This is a genomic window from Paenibacillus graminis, assembly GCF_000758705.1.
Lineage (GTDB): Bacteria > Bacillota > Bacilli > Paenibacillales > Paenibacillaceae > Paenibacillus_AQ > Paenibacillus_AQ graminis.
In genome coordinates this window covers 3,670,345-3,690,919 of sequence record NZ_CP009287.1, presented here as the reverse complement: position 1 = coordinate 3,690,919, position 20,575 = coordinate 3,670,345, and the positions used below count along the sequence as shown (strand labels likewise).

The 20,575-nt window shown below is 48.2% G+C and carries 16 protein-coding genes; 15 read left to right on the top strand and 1 reads right to left on the bottom strand.

What is annotated here, in order from left to right:
* Window positions 1–69: 69 nt before the first annotated feature.
* On the top strand, window positions 70–1,488 hold the full coding sequence (locus PGRAT_RS15405) for an MDR family MFS transporter (protein WP_036705739.1): 1,419 nt from the start codon (window positions 70–72) through the stop codon (window positions 1,486–1,488).
* Window positions 1,489–1,542: 54 nt separating this feature from the next.
* On the opposite strand, the gene PGRAT_RS15400 is transcribed toward PGRAT_RS15405, so the two are convergent.
* Window positions 1,543–2,334 carry an AraC family transcriptional regulator gene (locus tag PGRAT_RS15400; protein ID WP_025706727.1) on the bottom strand — a complete coding sequence of 264 codons (792 nt, stop codon included), beginning with the start codon at window positions 2,332–2,334 and terminating at the stop codon, window positions 1,543–1,545.
* A gap of 163 nt (window positions 2,335–2,497) precedes the next feature.
* Here PGRAT_RS15400 and PGRAT_RS15395 point away from each other — a divergent pair, with 163 nt between their 5' ends.
* The 14 genes from PGRAT_RS15395 to PGRAT_RS15330 all read left to right on the top strand — a co-directional run bounded on the left by PGRAT_RS15395 (window position 2,498) and on the right by PGRAT_RS15330 (window position 20,569).
* The gene (locus tag PGRAT_RS15395; protein ID WP_036705743.1) at window positions 2,498–4,240 is read left to right on the top strand and encodes a glycoside hydrolase family 2 protein; all 1,743 of its coding nucleotides are present in this window, start codon (window positions 2,498–2,500) and stop codon (window positions 4,238–4,240) included.
* 284 nt (window positions 4,241–4,524) lie between these two features.
* Complete coding sequence (locus PGRAT_RS15390) at window positions 4,525–5,208, top strand: response regulator transcription factor (RefSeq protein ID WP_025706729.1); 684 nt, start codon at window positions 4,525–4,527, stop codon at window positions 5,206–5,208.
* On the top strand, window positions 5,209–6,210 hold the full coding sequence (locus tag PGRAT_RS15385; protein ID WP_025706730.1) for a sensor histidine kinase: 1,002 nt from the start codon (window positions 5,209–5,211) through the stop codon (window positions 6,208–6,210). It begins immediately after the preceding gene.
* 101 nt (window positions 6,211–6,311) lie between these two features.
* Window positions 6,312–7,250: a VanZ family protein gene (locus tag PGRAT_RS15380; protein ID WP_025706731.1), complete on the top strand. Its 939-nt coding sequence runs from the start codon at window positions 6,312–6,314 to the stop codon at window positions 7,248–7,250.
* A gap of 24 nt (window positions 7,251–7,274) precedes the next feature.
* Window positions 7,275–7,958: an ABC transporter ATP-binding protein gene (locus PGRAT_RS15375; protein WP_025706732.1), complete on the top strand. Its 684-nt coding sequence runs from the start codon at window positions 7,275–7,277 to the stop codon at window positions 7,956–7,958.
* Complete coding sequence (locus PGRAT_RS15370) at window positions 7,955–10,540, top strand: ABC transporter permease (RefSeq protein ID WP_025706733.1); 2,586 nt, start codon at window positions 7,955–7,957, stop codon at window positions 10,538–10,540. Before PGRAT_RS15375 ends, PGRAT_RS15370 begins: the two co-directional genes overlap by 4 nt.
* Window positions 10,541–10,821: 281 nt before the next feature.
* Window positions 10,822–11,772 (top strand): ABC transporter permease, encoded by a 951-nt coding sequence (locus PGRAT_RS15365; protein ID WP_025706734.1) that lies wholly within the window; start codon window positions 10,822–10,824, stop codon window positions 11,770–11,772.
* Window positions 11,766–12,662 carry a carbohydrate ABC transporter permease gene (locus PGRAT_RS15360; protein ID WP_081954752.1) on the top strand — a complete coding sequence of 299 codons (897 nt, stop codon included), beginning with the start codon at window positions 11,766–11,768 and terminating at the stop codon, window positions 12,660–12,662. Before PGRAT_RS15365 ends, PGRAT_RS15360 begins: the two co-directional genes overlap by 7 nt.
* A 118-nt stretch (window positions 12,663–12,780) precedes the next feature.
* Complete coding sequence (locus PGRAT_RS15355; protein ID WP_156124067.1) at window positions 12,781–14,385, top strand: extracellular solute-binding protein; 1,605 nt, start codon at window positions 12,781–12,783, stop codon at window positions 14,383–14,385.
* A 122-nt stretch (window positions 14,386–14,507) separates the two neighbouring features.
* Entirely contained in the window at window positions 14,508–15,950 is a 1,443-nt protein-coding gene (locus PGRAT_RS15350; RefSeq protein ID WP_025703235.1) for a response regulator transcription factor, read from the top strand.
* A 20-nt stretch (window positions 15,951–15,970) separates the two neighbouring features.
* The gene (locus tag PGRAT_RS15345; protein ID WP_025703236.1) at window positions 15,971–17,815 is read left to right on the top strand and encodes a sensor histidine kinase; all 1,845 of its coding nucleotides are present in this window, start codon (window positions 15,971–15,973) and stop codon (window positions 17,813–17,815) included.
* 44 nt (window positions 17,816–17,859) lie between these two features.
* Window positions 17,860–18,048 (top strand): hypothetical protein, encoded by a 189-nt coding sequence (locus PGRAT_RS33730; RefSeq protein WP_025703237.1) that lies wholly within the window; start codon window positions 17,860–17,862, stop codon window positions 18,046–18,048.
* The gene (locus PGRAT_RS15335) at window positions 18,045–19,244 is read left to right on the top strand and encodes a phosphoenolpyruvate hydrolase family protein (RefSeq protein ID WP_025703238.1); all 1,200 of its coding nucleotides are present in this window, start codon (window positions 18,045–18,047) and stop codon (window positions 19,242–19,244) included. The genes PGRAT_RS33730 and PGRAT_RS15335 overlap by 4 nt, the downstream gene beginning before the upstream one ends.
* 107 nt (window positions 19,245–19,351) lie before the next feature.
* The gene (locus PGRAT_RS15330) at window positions 19,352–20,569 is read left to right on the top strand and encodes a Tm-1-like ATP-binding domain-containing protein (protein WP_025703239.1); all 1,218 of its coding nucleotides are present in this window, start codon (window positions 19,352–19,354) and stop codon (window positions 20,567–20,569) included.
* Window positions 20,570–20,575 lie beyond the last annotated feature (6 nt).

The following is a 20,575-nucleotide window of genomic DNA, read 5'->3' as shown; positions in this document are numbered from 1 at the left end:
TAGTATATCATAAACGCAAATAAGAAACTAATAGTTTCTTATATGTACAACCAATGGGAGGTTTTCAACTTGCAGAAACAAAGCACTGAAACGCTTGAACCGGCTGAACAGCAAGCGGCCGCGAAAAAAATGATGTTGATTCTAATGATCGGGATGCTGGCCCCGCTGTTCGACACGACGATAACCAATGTTGCTATTGATACGCTGGTTCGGGAATTTAGTACCTCAGTGTCGACCATTCAATGGGTTATGACCAGTTATCTGCTTGCGCTTGGCATGGTCATTCCCATAACCGGCTGGGCGGTGGAGCGATTTGGGGGCAAGCCTATGTGGCTATTTTCACTTGGCATGTTCTTGTTTGGTTCTGTTCTATGCAGCTTGGCGTGGAACGTGGAAAGCCTGATTTTTTTCCGTACGATACAGGGAATAGGCGGGGGATTGCTGATGCCGATTATGCAGACCTTGGGAGTACGCGCCTTCAGAGGGCAAAATATGGGCAAAATGATGGCTACGGTCGGGTTGCCGGCGCTGCTTGGACCGATTTTGGGGCCGGTACTGGGTGGCCTCATCATTAATCATCTGAACTGGAAATGGATTTTCCTGGTGAATATTCCGATCTGCATCGTTGCCATCATTATGGCGTGGAAGGGGCTGCCTAATGAAAAGCGCGGAACCCGAACGCTGCGGCTGGACCTGCTGGGACTGATGCTGCTGTCCCCGGCCATCGTTCTCATTATTTACGGTCTTGGAGAAGTAAGCTCCACCCGCGGTTTCGGCCATGCGGCTGTTCTCGTTCCCGTTCTAGCGGGTTTAGCGCTTTTGGCTGTGTTTGTCGTTTATGCAATTCGTAAAGAAAATGAAGCTTTGCTTGATGTTAGGCTGTTCCGGGTGCGTTCTTTAGCCGTATCATCGATTCTGCTCTTTTTATCCGGCCTGACCACCTACGGGGCAATGCTTCTGCTGCCGTTATACTTCCAGCAGGTCCGCGGCGAATCCGTGCTTATCTCCGGTCTGCTGCTCGTGCCGCAAGGGATCGGGATGCTGCTGACAAGATCGCTTGCCGGCAAACTGACGGACCGGATCGGTTCGAGGCCCGTCGTTCTTGCCGGAACCATGCTTACCTTGCTTGGAACATGGCCATTTACACAGCTTGGCGCAGATACGAGCTATTATTTTTTGAGCGCAGCATTGATCGTGCGGGGGGCAGGACTAGGGGCTGTGTTTCTGCCGGTCATGGCTTCCGCCTATATCGGCCTGTCTTCACAACAAATCCCGCATGCCAGCAGCACCACTCGGATTATGCAGCAAATCGGCGGCGCCTTTGGCGCAGCGGTAATTGCCATTATTTTGCAGAACGAGTATAATTCGGTCATGTCACATGACCCGGCGTCTGTAGCTGTTGCGTTCGATCATGCATTTATCTGGTCGATTGCCTTCTCTGCACTGGCGCTCATTACGGCGGCAGCTCTGCCGAGAATAAAAAGATAAATCGGGTTAAGGCCGTCTCGCTTTTTGCAGCTCCAAGACATCGAGCGGATAGAATTAACGACCAACCTCAGACCTTCCTCTATATTCACTTGGAGTTAGCCCGGCGAACTTTTTGTATTGCCGCATAAAGTGTACATCGTTCTCATAACCGCAAATACCGGAAATATGGCTGATCGCATACGATGTGTTCTTTAGTAGATAAGAGGCATAACTTAGTCTGTTAAGGATGATGTCGTTAACTACCGGTATGCCAAAGATTTGTTTGTATATATGCTGAAAATAAGACCGGCTCATATTCATCTTATCCGCCAAGAATTCGACAGTATACCAAGTAGAAGGAGAACTGAACACTTCATTTCTCAGGTTCAAGAACGGGGCATAGTATTTACTAATCTGATTGTGCGGCTCCACATGATTTCGAATGTCGCTAAGCTTCATGAACAGGCAACGAATGGTATTATCGATGATTTCCTTACAGAAGGTTCCGTTCTGCAGATTCTCCCAATGAATATCATTCACTTTTCTGGATATATAGAAGGGGTCGTAAGCTGTTATTAAGGTATCCAGAGGGAGATTCAGCCGATCGAAAAATGCATTCGCAGCCTCCATTTCAAAATGAAACCAGTCATGGACCAAAGGTTGTTCAGCATCACGGTAGAAATATGGGGTGTTTTTGTTAAATATAATAAAGGTATTAGGTTCAACAAATACAGCCTGCGAATGAATCTTAAGCTCCATTTTGCTCCGGAAGAATAAAAAGACGTAATCCCCGGAGCCGTCCGGGCGGTCGACGGTAAAGCCCCCAGGGTGAATTACATTATATCCGCAGCGCTTTAGATATATCATTGATTTCCGCTCCTTAAAAGGATAATAGATCAGTCATTAGATAGGATAAATCATTTTCTTTCTCTGAACAAGATAGTAATCTGTGATAAGAAATACAGAGAATACTTCAGTGATCAGAGAGAGGATTTGGTGCTACGTGACCGAAGCAGCTACGAAATTTTATATGAAAAACTATCCGAGACCCCAATTTGTACGGAGCCAGTGGCTGGATCTGAACGGGGAGTGGGATTTCAGCTTCGATGATGTAAAAGCCGGAGTTGCCGAACGCTATATGGACGACTTTCCGGCTGCGCAAAAAATAAACGTTCCGTTTACCTATGAAACTGGGGCGAGCGGGATTGGTGACGAGAAGTTCCATCCGCAGATCTGGTACCGCAGAAAAGTGACACTTACCCCCGAGGCGGAAGGGAAACAAACGATCCTGCATTTTGAAGGTGTGGATTATAAAGCTGCCTGCTGGGTGAACGGCAGTTTTGCGGGGGAACATGAAGGGGCATACTCCCGTTTTTCCTTTGATATTACCAGCCTGCTCAGGCAAGGCGCCGAAAATGAGATTGTGCTGAAGGTGGAAGACAGCGACAGCTGTCTGCAGCCCCGGGGCAAGCAGCGCTGGGCCGGCCGGAATCATGATTCATTTTATGTGCAGACGACAGGCATTTGGAAAAGCGTCTGGCTCGAACATGTCCATGAAACCCGCCTGGATATGGTGAAAATGACGCCTGACATCGACCGCCAAATGATCCGGTTTGATTTCCGGTTTAACGGGACAACAAACAAAAAGGATCTCCGGCTGGAGACGGAAATTACGTTTAAGGGGGAAATGGTAAGAAAGCTGAGCCTTTCGGCGGACAGGGCCTGGCTGACGGTGGAAACCGGCATGATGAGCGGCATCAACGGACCTTGGCTGCAAAACCTCTGGTCGCCGGGCAACCCCAATCTGTTCGACGTGGAGTTTGTGCTGTATGAAGGAGAACGGGAGATTGACCGGGTGGGCTCCTATTTCGGCATGCGCAAAATCTCGGTTAGAGACGGCCAAATCCTGTTGAACAATATTCCCCTATACCAAAGACTGATCCTGGATCAGGGCTACTGGACCGAAAGTCATCTGACGCCTCCGTCCGAAGAAGCGCTGATTCAAGATATCGAGGCGATTGCCGAGATGGGCTACAACGGTTTGCGCAAGCATATGAAAATCGAAGACGCCCGCTTCCTGTACTGGTGCGATGTCAAAGGTATGCTGGTCTGGTCCGAAATGGCGGCCGCTTATGAATATAACGATGAGGCCGTTGAACGTTTTACCAAAGAGTGGCTGGAGGTTGTGCGGCAGCAGTACAATCACCCCTGCATTATTACCTGGGTGCCCTTTAACGAATCCTGGGGCATTCAGAATATTATCCATGACGTCACGCAGCAAAATTTTACAGAAAGCATTTATCATTTGACCAAATCCATCGATCCTAATCGTCCAGTCATCACCAATGATGGATGGGAGCACACTGTTTCTGATATTTTGACTCTTCATGATTATGTGGAGCGGGGCGAAGATTTGTACGAAAGATACAAGGATAAAGACTCGGTTACGGGGAGCAGCGGCACGTACAACGAGTGGAAATTTGCGTTCGCCCACGGCTACAGTTATAAAGGCCAACCGATAATCATCAGCGAGTTCGGGGGGATTGCTTTCCGGAGCGAGCATGGCTGGGGTTACGGCAATCAGGTGGATAACGAGGAAGCTTTCCTGGAGCGATTCAGCAGCATAACCGGAGCGATTAAAGCCATTCCGTTTATTTCCGGCTACTGTTATACGCAGATTACGGACGTGCAGCATGAGGTTAACGGCCTGCTTACCGAAGACCGAAAACCGAAAGTAGCGCTGGAGAAGATCCGGGCGGTTAATTTGGGATAGCCAACACTAATGAACAATTGAATATTATGATACACAAAAACATCTATAATACGAAATTGAAGTTTAGACCGTTAATCTAAGTACCGGGTTAACGGTTTTTTGTTATGAAAAAAGGCTGAAAGTGCAAATGGGACTATTTATGGTTTTCAGTAATTGATATGAATTATTAGCTGCGAAATATTATACTTATATTGGATAGCAGCGTATAATAAGACTTTCGAAGTTCTGTTCCGCTTCTGGCGTTCTCCTCTGTTATTTAATCCAAGCGTAAGGATGATCTGCATATGAAAATTTTATTAGTCGAAGATGATAAGACGATCGCATCGGGCCTGGAATATTCGCTGCAGCAAGACGGTTTTCCAACCGTTCTCTGCCATGATGTCGCCTCAGCCAAAAAGGTGCTCACCGAAGACATCGATCAGTTTGCTTTATGCTTGTTCGACTTACAGCTTCCGGACGGAAGCGGCTATGAATTGTGTAAGATGGTGAAAGAGCGGCGGGACATTCCGGTCATCTTCTTAACGGTGATTGACGATGAGGTCAATGTCGTGATGGGGCTTGACATGGGAGCCGACGATTATATTACAAAGCCTTTTCGGGTTCGTGAGCTGCTCTCCCGGATCAAGACAGTCTTGCGGAGATACCAGAAGCCGTCTTACACCATAGCGATCATAGACATCGGCAATGTCCGAATCAATACGCTGGAAGGCAAAGTGCATAAAAACGGCGCTGAAATTTCGTTGACCGCATTAGAGTATCGCTTATTGCTGATCTTTGGCAGCCACATTGGACAGGTTCTCACAAGGAATCAGCTTCTGGAGCAAATCTGGGACGTGGCCGGAGACTTCGTGAACGACAATACGTTAACGGTTTATATCAAAAGGCTCAGAGAAAAGCTGGAGGATGATCCAGGGCATCCGGTTTTGATCAAAACGATACGCGGTTTAGGCTATAAGGCCGGTGATTAGATGCTGCGTAACCGGGAAATTCAGATTTTATTGCTCATCATGGGCTCGATTAGCTTAACGGCGATCGTTGCGGCTGCTTTCATTTCGTCTATCTCGGCGGTGTTCGTATCCATTCTATCCATTCTGCTTATTGGCAGCAGTTTATTATTCATGAGATGGAGATACCGCGAGCTAGAGAAGCTGTCCGTCTATCTGCGGGAAATTAGCAACGGCAATGATTCCCTTGACGTCCGTGATAATCAAGAAGGCGAGCTTAGCATTCTAAAAAATGATATTTACAAAGTGACGCTCATGTTATCGGAGCACAGGTCGTTATTGCACCGGGACAAACTTCAACTGACAGATGCCATATCCGATATATCGCATCAGCTCAAAACGCCGCTCACCTCCATGAAGGTTATGGCGGATTTGTTAAGCTCCCCTGACCTGCCTCCTGCCAAAAGAACGGAGTTCACCCATCATATCCGCATTCAGCTTGAACGCATTGATTGGCTTGTTTCTTCCTTATTAAAATTATCGAAAATGGACGCGAAGACTATCCAGTTCAAAAAAGACCGAATCCCCGTGAAAAACCTTATCCAGAAGGCTTTAGAGCCGGTTATGATTCCGATGGATATTAAGGAACAAACGGTTTCCATCGCGGGCGATGACGACGTCGCTTTTGCCGGCGATTTCAATTGGACTGTCGAAGCGGTCATCAATATTTTGAAAAACGGCGTGGAGCACACGCATGAAGGCGGAGCAATCACCATCACCTTTTCCGAAAACACGTTATTTACGGAAATCGTCATTGCTGACAACGGAAAAGGCATTCCGAAAGAGGATTTGCCTTATATTTTCAAACGTTTTTATAAAGGAAAAAACGCCGGCGAAGGGAGCATCGGCATAGGACTTGCGATGGCTCACAGCATCATTGCCAGCCAGAATGGAGTGATCGATGTGACGAGCGAGAGCGGGAAGGGGACACAGTTTCGGATTAAATTTTATAAGCAAGTGATTTAGCGGCACTCTGAAAGTGACTGAATTGTCACCTCCATCGTCACTTGAAAGTCATTTTAGACAGATAAAATGATATTCATCAGCTAAACTATGGAGGTATGACAATGCATTTGAAGCAACAGCGGAAGATTATTTTTACCATTACCCTATTCTATACCCTTTTTATTCTTTATTTTATGTTTCTCGCTTTCGGCAGAGCAGGTACTGTAGAGTTCAATACCGAATACACCTTTATTTTTTTACCGGATGATTTTTTTAGGCTGCCGGGCCTATCGGATCTTCTACATCCTACAGTGATGGATCTTGTGGGTTTTGGGAACATCGCAGCTTTTATCCCTTTTGGCATATTGATTCCATTGTTATACCGGACCAGCTTTATTCGATTCATGACATTGTTTATCCTTTCCATACTTGTACTGGAGACCCTTCAGGCATTAACTTTGCTCGGCAGCTTTGATATGAATGACGTTATTCAGAACTCAATGGGCGCAGCAGTCGGATTCGGGGCGTACAAATTTGGCTTTCGCACAAAAAATGTATGGAGAAATATTGCTGCTGCGGGCATTTCCATTGTTGTCCTTATGATCGGGATTTGGGGAAGCTTCGGGCTGGTTGACAAAGCGCTCACCAAAGAAAAAGGCCCCTTTGTGGCGATCAACGAATTGAAAGACAGCACCGGAAATCCTTCGGCGGGGACCAAACGATACCGTCTCAAAATTGGCGGCCAAGACGTAGAACCCCAATATAATGTGTATAGCGCCGAAGGCAAAAACAAGAAAACGTACAAATATACGTTAGACAATAAGGAGGAGATGTATTTCTCCTTGAATTATGGAATTCCCGATCAAAAGGATTTGCATGGCAGCATCAGCGTTGCCATCGATGGACATGAGTTCCTGTCCGCAGCTGCAGATTATCTACGCCATGAGTCGTATATGTCTGAAATTTTTCTCCAACAGGCAAATGAGCTTACGATAACCATTGAGGGAAATGTAGCCATGTGGGATGTTGGACTTAGAGAGATGAAATATTTCTGGAACTGAGCATCAGGGCAAGGAGTTATGACCATGGAAATTTTAAGAATCGAACATTTATCTAAAATATACGGCACAGGCGAATCGGCGGTGAAGGCGCTTGACGAGGTTTCTTTTTCGGTCCAAAAAGGCGAATTCATTGCGATTATCGGCCCGTCCGGTTCGGGGAAATCGACGCTTCTCCATATGCTGGGCGGCGTGGACCGGCCGTCTGGGGGTAAAGTTTTTGTTGAGGATACGGACATGTATGCCTTAAACGAAACGCAGCTGGCCATCTTCAGACGCAGGCAAATCGGCCTGATCTATCAGTTTTTCAATCTGATTCCCGTCCTGACGGTGGAGGAGAATATGACGCTGCCGCTCTTGCTGGATAAACAAAAGGTAGATCAAAAGCAGCTGAATAGCCTCGTGCATACACTCCATTTGCAGCACCGGTTAAATCATCTGCCGAATCAGTTATCCGGAGGACAGCAGCAGCGGGTTTCGATTGGCAGAGCCCTTATTGGCAATCCTGCAATCATCCTGGCAGACGAACCGACCGGGAATCTGGACAGCAAGAATAGCAGCGAGATCGTCGATCTATTAAAAATGTTGAATAAAACCTATCATCAGACGCTGATCGTGATTACGCATGACGAACGAATCGCCTTGCAAGCCGACAGGATCATTTCGATTGAAGACGGGAGGATTGCCAAAGACGAGGTGATCCGGCGATGAACATTGTCAATACACTAACCATCCGGCATCTGAAGCAAAATAAAAAACGAACGCTATTAACCATCATCGGCGTCATCATTTCGGTTGCCATGGTGACTGCTGTCGCTTCGCTTGTTTTTTCCTTTTCCGATTTGTTGATCAGACAAACCATTGCGGAAACAGGGGAGTGGCATGTCCAATATCAAGATGTAACCAAAGAACAGCTCGCGGCGATACAGGGCGATAACGCAGCCAAAACCGTTGCGATCACAAGAGATCTTGGCTATGCCCCATTAGAAGGGGGACAGAATCCTAATAAACCGTACTTGTTCATCAAGGAATATAATGCACAAGGTTTCACGCAATTTCCAATTGAATTAAGCAAGGGGCGTCTTCCGCACACGGACAAGGAAATCGTTATGTCTGAAGCCGTTGCAACGAACGCCAAAATGAAGGTTGAAATCGGCGATCGTCTAACCCTTCGTGTAGGTGAACGATTCGAGCAAGGGGGGGGCAATCCCTTGGATCAGACTGAATCGCTGCGTAGGAAAGACGGCATATTGACCGAAACATTGCAGCATTTAATGACAAAGGATTATACGGTGGTGGGCTTCATCAAACCTCCCGAAGGGGAAACAGCTTGGGCCCCGGGTTATACGGTCCTTAGCTATATCGATGAAAACATCATCGGTGCAAACGATCGGGTCAATGCGGCGGTGGTCTTGCAGAAAGTTAATCCGTCCTTGTTCGCTCATGCGGAAAATTTGGCGAAGAGGAACCATATCGAGACAGTCCAATATAATAACGATTTGCTTCATTATTACGGCTTGTCCAAAAGCAAAGCCTCGTACAGCATGATGTACTCCTTAGCGGTGATTCTGATGGCGGTCATTATGATCGGCTCGGTTTCGCTCATCTATAATGCTTTTGCGATATCCGTCTCGGAACGTTCCCGCCATTTAGGGATGCTCGCGAGCGTGGGGGCTACGAAAAGGCAGAAGAGGAATTCAGTGCTTTTTGAAGGAGCCGTCATTGGCTTGATGGGCATTCCCATTGGCATCCTGTGCGGTCTTGCCGGGATTGGGATCACCTTTTGGTTCATGAACGCACTGATTCAAGGGGTATTATGGACCACTGAACAGCTGGTGCTCATCGTCACGCCGTTATCGCTCTTGATTATCTGTGTGGTCTCGATGCTGACGATTTTCATTTCGGCGTATCTTCCGGCCATCAGAGCATCCAAGGTATCCGCCATGGACGCGATTCGCCAAACAACCGACTTAAAGCTTACGGCCAAAGCTGTAAAAACGTCGAGGTTCATTCGCCGGCTCTTCGGCATCGAAGCGGAAATCGGGCTGAAAAATTTAAAAAGGAACAAACGGAGATATCATGCCATCGTATTTTCGCTCGTCATCAGCATCGTTTTGTTTTTAACAGTATCGTTTTTTATCACCGGCATGAAACAATCCCTGGATCTGTCGCAGGAAGGCGTCAATTTCGATATTGAAGTATCGTACAGCAATGGAGAAAGAATAGATGACCGTTTGATACAATCGATTGTCTCCCTGGATGGCGTAAAGGAATACAACGTGATTCACGAGCTGTCTAAGAGCGCTTGGGTTGATGAAGCGTTCATCGCCGATGAATTGCAAGAGAAGGTTAAGAAGGATAAGAGTTTACTGCAAGACGGGAAATATCCTTACGAAATTAAGATCCATGCATTGAACGATTCGGGTCTGCAAGCCTATGCCAAAGCGGTCGGCGCAGATTACGAACAGCTCACGGATCCGGATCATCCCGCCGCGATCGTGATGGATACGATCCATTACAAAGATATGGATACGGGAAAATATGTCCGGACGAAGGCCATGTATACGAATGTCGGCCAAAGCATCGAATTAATGAATTTCTATAATGGGAGAAAAGCGGAAATAAATAAAGTTTCCGTTGCCGCTTTGACGGATCAAGCTCCTATGGGGATGAACACGATAGGAATAGGCGGGTTAAATATCATCGTTTCGGAGCGCGTCATGAATCGATTGGCAGACGACGAGGACATAACTAGCATTCAGACATACCTCTATTTGAAAAGTACGGAACCGATGACAACACAGCAGGAAATCGAAGAGATGCATGAGACCAATCTGAATGCCACCAATTCATATCAATCCAGAAAAAGCGAAGAACAACAGATTCTATTGATGTCTGTCTTTTCTTATGGTTTTATCGTATTGATTTCAGCGATTTCCATTGCGAACATTTTTAATACGGTCTCGACGGGCATATCCCTTCGAAAACGGGAATTTGCGATGCTGAAATCCGTTGGCATGACCCCAAAAGGCTTTGCGAAAATGATGAACTATGAAAGTATTTTTTATGGGGTCAAGTCGCTGCTCTTCGGTCTCCCCGTCAGTTTCGTCGTGATGTATCTGATCTATAGGGCATTTGCGAACAAATTCAGCTACGGGTTCACCCTCCCTTGGATGAGCATTCTTTCTGTCATTGTTGCCGTATTTGTCATTGTCGGTTCCGCGATTGTTTATTCCGGTGCGAAAGTAAAAAAGGAAAACATTATTGATGCATTAAAGAAAGAGAGTATATGATTGGCCATCGAGCCTGACTACTAAGACACTTCATTAATTCTTATAGCATCTTATGCATGATAGAAGCAGTGACAGACCAAGTTTTGGGTCTGCACTGCTTTTTTAGCAAACTGACTTAAGAACGTCTCCAAAAGGATTGGTAAGAATTTTCATACGGGCCGAACTTAAGGCGATTTTAAGTTATTACCAAATTCATTTAAGGGATTACATTTTCTTATTTGCTCCGCCAGGTATAATGAAGGACATGAGCGCTCCTGATTACAGCCGGAGGGATGAGAGAAATGAAAGCGGTTTTAGACAGTCAACGAAACCATGTCGGGATCAAAAGAGGAAAACTTTTTCTACTCCGAATCAAAAGAGATGCCCTTCTGTATGCCCTTTTGCTGTTGCCTATTTCTTATATTGCCATTTTTAAATATGCTCCAATCTACGGCTTGATTATGGCCTTCCAGGATTACAACATTTTTGAAGGCATACGGGGTAGCGAGTGGGTGGGACTTGATGTGTTCCGTTTTATTTTCCAGCAGGACAGCTTCTATCGTGCACTGAAGAATACCCTGGTGCTGAATGTTCTGGATCTGATCGCGGGATTTCCGGCACCGATTCTACTGGCCATTCTGCTTAATGAAGTGAGACAGGCCAGATTCAAGAAAATAACCCAGACCGTCCTGTATCTGCCGCACTTTATGTCCTGGGTGATCATTGGGGGGATTGTATACCTGATGTTCTCGAACAGCGGGATGGTCAATCATTTCATAGCTGCCCTCGGACTAGAGAAGATTGAGTTCCTGTCGCAGAAAATCCCCTGGCTGATCACCTACATCTTCGTTGGCGTCTGGCAGAATATCGGCTGGGGGACCATCATTTATCTGGCGGCGATCACCGGAATCAATAAGGAATTGTATGAGGCCTCCGATATGGACGGGTGCAGCAGGCTTCGCAAAATGTGGCATATTACCCTGCCCGGCATTAAGCCGACCATCAACATTCTGCTTATCCTTCAGATTGGCCGGATGGTGTCCATCGGGTTCGACCGCCCCTTCGTGATGGGGAATTCACTGGTCAGTGAATACTCCGATGTAATCAGTACCTTCGTGTATAGAGTGGGCATCAGTTCGGGAGACTTCTCCCAGGCTACAGCGGTAGGCTTGTTCCAATCCGTGGTCGGTCTGACCCTGCTCGTAGGCGCCAACTATATCGCGAAGAAATTAGGTGAGGATGGAATATGGTGAAGCTGATGAAGAAAGTGCGTCCAGGGAAAAAAATGAGTGTAGCCGATATTGCGATTATAGTATTCATTGTGGCCTTGTCCTTCACATGTATTGTTCCGTTCCTATATATGATTGCGCTTTCACTAAGCTCTAACGAAGCGATTGTGGCCCAGAAGGTAGGGTTGTGGCCGGTAGATTTCACAATTGAAACGTACAAAACCATTCTGAGCGATATGGATATGCTGTATACGCTGGGATACAGTATTGTGCTTACAATTGTCTTCACGGTCGTCTGTATGTTCCTGACCATTTGCGCGGCGTATCCGTTAACGAAGAAGCGGCTGTGGGGAAGAAATTTTATTCTGTCAGCCCTCGTCTTCACGATGTATTTCAGCGGCGGACTGATTCCTTCCTATATTCTGGTTAAAAACCTCGGTATGATGAACACGGTATGGAGTCTGATTCTGCCGGGCGCCATGAGCGTCTTCAACCTGATCATCCTGAAAACGTTCTTCACCTCGCTTCCTGAGAGTCTGGAGGAATCAGCGTCCATTGACGGGTGTTCGGATCTGGGCATTCTCATCCGAATTGTGCTTCCGCTCTCGCTGCCTTCCATTGCCACATTAAGCCTCTTCTATGCAGTGGACCGGTGGAACGGCTTCCAGGATGCCTTGTTCTATATTACGAAGAAAGAGCTGTATCCTATGCAGCTCAAGCTGTACCAGATCATTTCGGCCAATCAGCAGCTTGATAGCCAGCAGGGGGGAGAAGGAAGTATCGGCTCCTTCATCGTGCCTGAATCCCTGAAAGCAGCGAGCGTGATGTTTACAACCGTTCCGATTCTGCTGATCTATCCGAAGCTCCAGAAGTATTTCGTAGATGGGGTAATGACCGGAGCGATTAAGGGCTGAGGGCGGCAGATCCGAGTGAAGGGGGGATTCCCGGACGGATAGAAGCGGAAATGTAGTGTTGCACAAGATCTACAGCATGGATGATCTCAACAAACAGGGGAATGAAAGGGTGGTTAACGTGAGTACGGGCATAAAGAAAACAGCAGCAATTCTGTTCAGTATGACGCTTCTGGCCGGTGTTGCGGCAGGCTGTGGAGGGAATGGCAACAAGAGCGGGGAGACATCGTCGTCAGAGGCATCAACGGCGGCCTCTGGGGCCCCTTCCGGTGCTCCGGTAACCTTGACGGTAGAAGTGTTCGACCGCGGGGTTCAGGGACAGCCGGATTTGAACAACAACAAATGGACCCAATACGTCAATGAGAAATTCGGCAAGCCCAATAACGCCATTGTAGAATTTGTTCCTGTCCCCCGATCCCAGGAAGTCGACAAGCTGAATGTATTAATGGCCGCGAACCAGGCCCCTGATATTTCCTTCACCTACGACGGGACACTGGTCACCCGCTTCGCCAAAAGCAAGGGACTCTATACGCTGGACGAATTGCTGGAACAGCACGGCCAGCAATTGAAGTCGTACCTGGGCGAGAAGGTTCTCTCCTACGGAAAATATGACGGCAAACAGGTCTCCATCCCGGGCAAGCGGACCCTGCTGGCCTGGAACGGAATGTTCATCCGCAAGGATTGGCTGGATAAGCTGGGCCTGCCGGTTCCGACGAACCGGGACGAATTGTATGAGACGCTGGTAGCCTTCCGTGACAAGAACCCCGGTAATGTGAACGGCGTCATCCCTTGGGCTACAGCGGCTGCCGGTATGAACTACACCTTCGGCAACCTGGTGCAATCGTTCTGGAAGACCATGTCGGAGGAGGAATTCGTCACCACGACAAACTGGCTGAAGCCCGGTAACAAGGAGGCTTACCAATGGCTGAACAAGCTGTACAATGAGAAGCTGATCAGCCCTGATTTTGCCCTGGACAAAACAACCAAGCAGGCGGATGCCGATGTAACCAACGGCAAGGTAGGCTTCTATGCTGCCAACTGGGATTATCCGATGACGCAAAAAATCCGTGTTCCGCTAAAGCAAAATGCGCCGGAGGCCAACTATGTTCCGGTTGATACCTTCAAAAATGACGAAGGCAAATACCTCAAAGAGGTATATAATGAGAATGGAATATTCTCTTTCATTCCCAAGAGCAGCAAGAACGCAGAGCTGGCGATTAAATATCTGAACTGGATGGCTGACCCGGAAGTGATGTTCTTCCTGCAGTTCGGTGAAGAAGGCGTTAACCACAAGCTGGTAGACGGCATCCCGCACGGGATTGCACAGACCGGCGAGAATATGCAAATGAGCAATTTGAATATGGATTATACGGTGATTGTAAACGGCGCTGAGCTGGGTGATACCGACAAGAATGTCAGAACATATGCCGCAGCGCTGGCAGCCGGGGACAAGAGTTACGAGAAGCTGGCTACCGATTCCTATAAAATCAATACAACGGACGGCTATAGCAGCTTCAACTATGGCGTACCGAACGAAGCCAATATCAAGTACGGCAAAACCCTGGGCGACATGAACAAGCAAATGATTGACAGGCTGATCGTTGCCAAGCCGGCAGAGTTCGACGCCCTGTACGATAAGCTGGTTAAAGAATATATGGACGCCGGCGGTAAAGCTGTTCAAGAGGAGAATGTGAAGAATTACAGGGAAGTCACAGCCAAACAATAGGTCATCATGGAATCCGGATAAACCACTGATTATTCTTCACCGTGGTTTATCCTAATTTCGTTTGCTGTCCTTGGACCCTGGTTCTATTAGAACGATGAATTCATAGGTTCAGGAGGCGACCCATGTACAAGGTCATGATTGTAGATGATGAGTCATGGGCGATAAGAGGAATTCAGAACGCCTTTGACTGGGAGAAATACGGTTTTGAAATCACAGGACAATTTACAAGCGCTTACAAAGCGTGGGAGGCCATGTGTACACAGCAGCCGGACTTGGTGTTTACGGATATCCGGATGCCGGATATCTCCGGGCTGGATCTGATGAAGCGGGCCAAAGCGCAAGGGCTGAACACTGAGTTTGTCATCGTAAGCGGATATGGGGAATTTGAATACGCCCAGGAAGCGATACGCTACGGGGCGCTCGATTATTTCCTGAAGCCTCTGGATGTCGATATGGCGGATACATTCATTGCGAAGCTGGCCACTCACTTCTCCCGGAGAAGCGCAACGCGCAATCACCTTCTTCTGGATGCGCTGACCTCGGGGGATGAGACCGAGATCAGGCGGTTCCTGCCGCTTCCGGCCAGCATGGATGTATGCTATTACCAGGTATTTGCGGTCTATTTGCGGAGTGACATTAAGGATATCAGGAAGCTGCTGTCTCTGGAGGGCAGGAACATAACTGCAGTGGAGGTTGAAGCCGGGTCCCGAAAGCTGCTCGTCGTACGGATGGCTGAGCATCTGAGCGGCTTGGAGTGGACCCCGGATGAAGGGGTGCTGACGGAGACGGGAATCCAAAGTGTGGGCATCAGCAGCATCACCAGCCAGCTTCAGCAGGTGAGCAAGCTGATTAAAGAAGCTGACCTGTCCGCCTCGCATATTTTTCTGGAGCAGACGGCAGAAGCCGTTCACTATGAGCCGAAGTTTCATCTCATGAAACCTTGCATTGATGGTCTCTATACGATCATTCACGGGAATTCGCTTGACGATATGGATGTGTACATTACAGGGCTGCAGGCATACTTCAGGAACCATCATCTGGGCATGGGTGAGGTGGTCTACTTATGGAATCAGTCTGTAGGGATGCTTATAAACGCATATGCTGAGGAACTGAGGGACATGGAGCTGGAATTCCTCAATTATTCCGAGATCAAGGAACGGTTCGAAGACTTTGCGTCTCTGTGCAGCTTCTTGAATGACGTCCTCACGGTCATCCGGCAAGGCAGAAGCCGTTCCTTGCAGGAAGGGGACATCCTATCCTGCTTCAACCGGATGGTCGCCTATATCGACCGGAACTTTGAGCAGAAATTGTATCTGAAGGATTTGTCTGTCCAGTTCTTCATTAATCAGGTGTATTGCTGTCAGTTGTTCAAGAACAATCTGGGCAGAACCTTCTCCGAATATGTGGCAGAGCTGAGGATCAGGAAAGCCCGGGAGCTGCTGAAGCAGACGGACCTGTCCATTGAGCAAATTGCCGTTAAGTCCGGGTATGTGGATTATTATTATTTCAATAAAGTGTTCAAGAAGCATTGCGGGATGACGCCCACCAAATTCAGAAAAAGCTAATCGGATCGGAGCGGTAAGCCATGAAGACCAGTAAAGTGAAATTAAAACATCAGATATGGCTTATCTTTTTTTTCTCGATCGTTATATTTACCGTCATGGAAATATATTTCTTCCATAGCTTCTCTAATTTAACCCAGAAGCGAGCTGCCACTTACGGCAACCAGATGATTGAGCAGACCCGCCGCAAGATTGATTCTGTGTTCAATGATATCCGGGTCAGCACCGGCATTGCGGTCAACAGCAAGCTGATTCAGGAATTCTCCGTGGTGGATGATGACTACAAAAGAGCGTTCGACAGCGGTCCGTATGCACTGGATCTTATGGAATATATGAGATCCTTCAATTCCTATGTGAACGGCATCGTCATTAACGACATCAAGGGAAGGCGGCTGCACAGTCTGGACTCGGCAAGCGGCGATATTTTCTTCATCAACCCCTATGAAACTTTTATTCAGAAATATAAGGATGACCCCTTGCTGCGGAAGCAGGGGATGTTCACCACGATTCTGAAGGACGACCGGACAGGTACGGAACAGTTCTTCTATATCGCGCCGATTGTGGAGAACATTGGGGGAATCTATTTCTCCCAGATTACAGGTTACTGCACCGTGATGGTCAATATGGACAAGCTGCAGGGGCTGGTAGAAAATACGGAATTAACGCAGGGCTCTACCTTGTACATTCTGAATAGCCAGGACGAGGTGATTGCATCCACGAATTCTAATGCCCGGGGCACGTTGTTCAGAGATGTTCTGTCTATGGATAAGGACATCTTGCTTAATGGCGTAAAAGCAACCATCGACGGGGAAGACATTCTTGTCCAGGTCAAAGGTTTGGAGCAAGCAGATGGGTGGCGGGTGGTTAGTATGATTCCGGTGCGTGAACTGACCGCGGATATGACGCCCATGCGGAAGGTCAGCATTATCGTAGGCATTGGCATTATTCTAACCATGCTCTTAACCGGCAGTTTCTTCATGAATAATCTGATGCGTCCGTTGATGGGACTTGTTATGGATATGAAGAAGGTGGGGAGGCGGGATATGGGCTTCCGCATTAAAGTCCGGTTTACCAATGAGGTAGGCTTGCTGGCCTGCGACATTAACCGGATGATGGATGAAATGGAGGAAATGGCCAGAGATATGTTCAATACCCAGGCCAGATTGTACGAATCTGAGCTGGGCCAGAAGCAGGCGGAGTTTTCTGCCCTGCAAAGCCAGATCAATCCCCATTTCCTCTATAATACGCTGAATTGCATCAGCAGCATCGGATTGGAATACGGAAGCAGAGAGATTGCGCAGATTACGTTTTGCATGTCTAAAATCTTCCGTTACAGCATCAAGAAGGATGATCTTGTACAGGTCAAGGAAGAAATTGACTGTATTCAGGCTTATATGAAGATTATCTTAATCCGTTATGAGAATAAATTCTCCATGGAGCTTGATGTGGAGGACAGGCTGATGGATATGCAAACGCCCAAGATGATCCTCCAGCCCATTGTGGAGAATTCCGTCTACCACGGGCTGGAGCGGATGGACCAAGGCGGGCGGCTCCTGGTTACCGGAAGCATGGATGCACATGGGGATGTGTGCTTCTGTATTACAGATACAGGGAGGGGAATGGAGCCGGAGGAGCTGGCCGCCCTCCAGGCCAAGCTGGGCTTGGAGTACCCGGAGCAAGCGTCAGCAGGCCAAACAGCACAAGGCATTGGGCTGACGAATATCCATCACAGGCTCCGGCTGATGTTCGGAGAGGGTTACGGGACCGCCATAGAAAGCCGGTCCGGCCATGGGACGACAGTGACCGTGAAGATTCCGAAGCTGTTAAATGACCGTAATACGTTGGACGATTATCCATTGGAAGAGTAAAAGGAAATATGTTTTGTATTTCATAAAAGAAGGGAATGTGAGCCATGACTTCATCCATCCTGCGGACAGCATATCCGCGTCCGCAATTCGTAAGGCCAGACTGGCAGCATCTGAATGGAACATGGGAGTTCGAATCTGATGACGAACGTGCTGGCGATAACGGGCTATGGAGCAGCGGTCAGAATGCCTTCAGCCGTCAGATTCCTGCAGAGATAAGGAGCGAGAGAGCTTGAACAGAACAGCCATACTGGAGCGACTTCAATCACAGCTGCACGAGGGTAATCACATCATTGGCGTCTCGACAGGCACGGGGATTACAGCCAAATATGCTGCTCAGAGCGGAGCGGACTTTATATTAATGCTGAACTCCGGCAAGTTTCGCCAGATGGGGAGAAGCTCTTTGGCGGGCTTTTTACCGTTCTGCAACAGTAATGATATGGTGATGGACTTTGCGTCAAGAGAAATTGTGCCGCTGGTGAGGCATGCTCCCGTGCTCTTTGGACTGAATGCGAATGATCCGACCAGAGAAATGGCCAGCTATATTGCGGAAATCAAGGGCAGAGGTTTTTCGGGAGTCAATAATTATCCGACGGTCGGCCTGATGGACGGATTATTCAGAGAGGCTCTGGAGGAAGACGGAATCAGCTATGACAGAGAGGTTGAGGCCATACGCCTGGCCCATCAGCAGGAGTTGTTTACGGTGGCCTTCGTATTTGACGAGCTTCAAGCGAACCAAATGATCGGGGCGGGGGCAGATGTGATCTGTGCTCATCTTGGCCTGACTGAAGGCGGATTATTGGGTGCGCGGAAGGTTGTATCCTTAGAGGCAGCCAAAGCAAAGGCGCTGCGCATTTTCGCTGCCTGCGGGCAGCTTCAGCCGGATGTGATCAAGATGGTTTACGGCGGTCCGGTAAAGACACCGGTCGATGTCCAGTACATGTACAGCAACAACACAGACATTATGGGCTATATTGGCGGTTCTGCCTTTGAACGAATTCCATCCGAGAAGTCGATTACGGCAATCACCCGTGATTTTAAGCGTCTGGGCAAGCTGGATGAGGACGATTTTATGGTCAAAATGCTGAACGGCATCACCAGGCATTATGATTATATCGACTTTGTCAAGGAATATGTGGCCCAAAACTACAGCGATGAAATTGTTTTTTCGGATCTCGCCAAGGTTGCTCATGTTTCGCGCAGCTATTTGAGCAGCATGTTTAAAAAGGAGGTGGGCTGCAGTTTTCAGACCTATCTTGTAAACTTTCGCATCAATAAAGCCGCGACGCTGCTCCAGGCGCCGCAGCTTCAATTATCTGAGGTGGCAGCGATGGTAGGGTATCCGGATTATGCCCAATTCAGCAAAATGTTTAAAAAGCTGAAGGGCTGCTCTCCCAAGCTGTTCCGATCTAACCTAAACACAAGAACATAGAACATAAAAGCGTTTCCATAGTTGGACAGGACCCGTATGATGAAGCTATAGCGCTCGCTACCTGTGATTGAGCACTGTTCTAAATGATTCATATGAGGAGGCAGCAGATGAAGACCATCGCAATAGCTGGAACATTTGATACCAAAGGTGAGGAGTACCTTTACATCAAGAGAATTGCAGAAGAGCTTGGGCTGGGGACCTTAACGATTCATACGGGTGTATTCGAGCCGGCCTTTGTTCCGGATGTGTCCAACCGGGAGGTCGCCAGCGCCGCAGGCATGGATATGGAGGAGCTTGCGTCAAGAAAGGATCGGGCTTTGGCTACAGAGATCTTGTCCAATGGGCTGATGAAGCTGGTACCCCAGTTGTACAAGCAGGGCAAATTTGACGGAATCCTTTCCTTTGGGGGCACGGGTGGAACCTCACTGGTCGCACCGGCCATGAGAGCCCTGCCGATTGGCGTTCCGAAGGTGATGGTATCGACTGTTGCGTCTGGAAATACAGCTCCATACGTAGGCACGAGCGATATTGTCATGATTCCGTCTGTGGTGGATGTAGCAGGATTGAATTCGATTTCTACGAAAATATTTACAAATGCCTTATTTGCGCTGGCGGGAATGCTTAAGTTTGAGCATACGCATCAACCGGAGAAGAAGCCGCTCGTTGCGGCCACGATGTTCGGAGTAACGACGCCCTGTGTGACAGCGGCAAGAAAATATTTGGAGGAGCGGGGCTACGAGGTGCTTGTGTTCCACGCCACGGGCATCGGCGGGCAGTCGATGGAGGCGTTGGTCGACGCGGGTTTCATTGAAGGGGTATTGGACTTGACGACGACCGAGTGGGCGGATGAGATCATCGGCGGTGTTTTGAATGCGGGACCACACCGCTTGGAGGCAGCAGGCCGCAAACGCATTCCGCAGGTAGTCTCGGTAGGCGCCTTGGATATGTGCAATTTTGGACCGGCAGATACCGTACCCGAGAAATTCAAGGATCATACGTTTTATCAGCATAATCCGACCGTTACCCTGATGAGAACGACAGTGGCAGAGAATGAACAGATCGGCAGGAAGCTTGCGGAGAAGCTGAACATGGCCAAGGAAAGCACAGTGCTGCTGCTGCCGCTTAGGGGCATTTCCGCAATTGATGTGGAAGGGCAGCCGTTCTACGGCCCGGAGGAGGACCAAATGCTGTTCGATACCCTGCGTCAGCATGTCGACCGCTCGAGGGTTGAAGTGATTGAAATGGATTGCGCCATCAACGATCCGGTCTTTGCCGAGGCCGCAGCCCAAAAGCTGATTGCACTCATGCATGCATCAAATTCCTAACACAAT